This is a genomic window from Erwinia sp. MYb416 (genome assembly GCF_037479575.1).
Classification (GTDB): Bacteria; Pseudomonadota; Gammaproteobacteria; order Enterobacterales; family Enterobacteriaceae; genus Erwinia; species Erwinia rhapontici.
This window is the reverse complement of record NZ_JBBGYT010000171.1, coordinates 1-659: the sequence shown is the minus strand read 5'-3', so window position 1 is coordinate 659 and position 659 is coordinate 1. Positions and strand designations below refer to the sequence as shown.

Genomic DNA, 659 nt, shown 5'->3' with positions numbered 1-659 from the left:
GCTCCGCAGATCAGTTTATCCACCAGCGTTTGCGGTTCATGCGTGGTGATCTCGCGCAATAACCCTTTGGCATAGCGGCTGGCGGTAATGCGCATATAGGGAATGCTGCGCGCCTGCATAATCTCCAGCACCTGATAGAAGTGGTGCAGTTCTTCTTTGATCAGCAGCACCATCTTATCCACCAGCTCATCGCCCCAGGGCACTTCTTCGCGGCCGATAATGGTTTTTGACAAGCCTTTATGCTGCTCGAGGAAGGCCAGATCGGCTTGCTCATTGTGAACAAACTGTTCCCAGGGTTTCAGCCACGCCAGCAGGGCATCGCCACTGGCTTTGTCCGCAACATATTTGCGGATCAGCAACATGGCGGTCTGGGCCGCTTTCAGCTCACACACCAGGTGATCGGTCAGTAACAGAGGAAGATGTTGCGGCTGACAGGCTTCGTCAATCCAGGCTTGCGGGGTACGGCAATGAAGGAAATCACGGACAGGGGCAAGAAGGTGTTCGGTGTTCATCAAAGCAAACTCTGAAGGGGCCAGGCAAGCCTGACCCGTTATGATACAAAATTAATGACGGATGCCGTTGTCTTCGCCGTCGATGGCTTCATCATCTTCATCGCCTTCGTCGTCATCCTGCGCGTCCGGATCTTCGAAGTAGGTGCC

Annotated in this window: 1 protein-coding gene and 1 pseudogene; both read right to left on the bottom strand. The window is 54.2% G+C overall.

Annotated elements, in window-relative coordinates; translation table 11 throughout:
* Window positions 1-512 (bottom strand): tRNA isopentenyl-2-thiomethyl-A-37 hydroxylase MiaE (gene miaE / locus WH277_RS01640; RefSeq protein WP_339504001.1); only part of this gene is annotated, 512 nt, incomplete at its 3' end.
* Window positions 513-563: 51 nt separating this feature from the next.
* Window positions 564-659: pseudogene (locus WH277_RS01635) on the bottom strand (ribonuclease E inhibitor RraB); the annotation flags it as partial.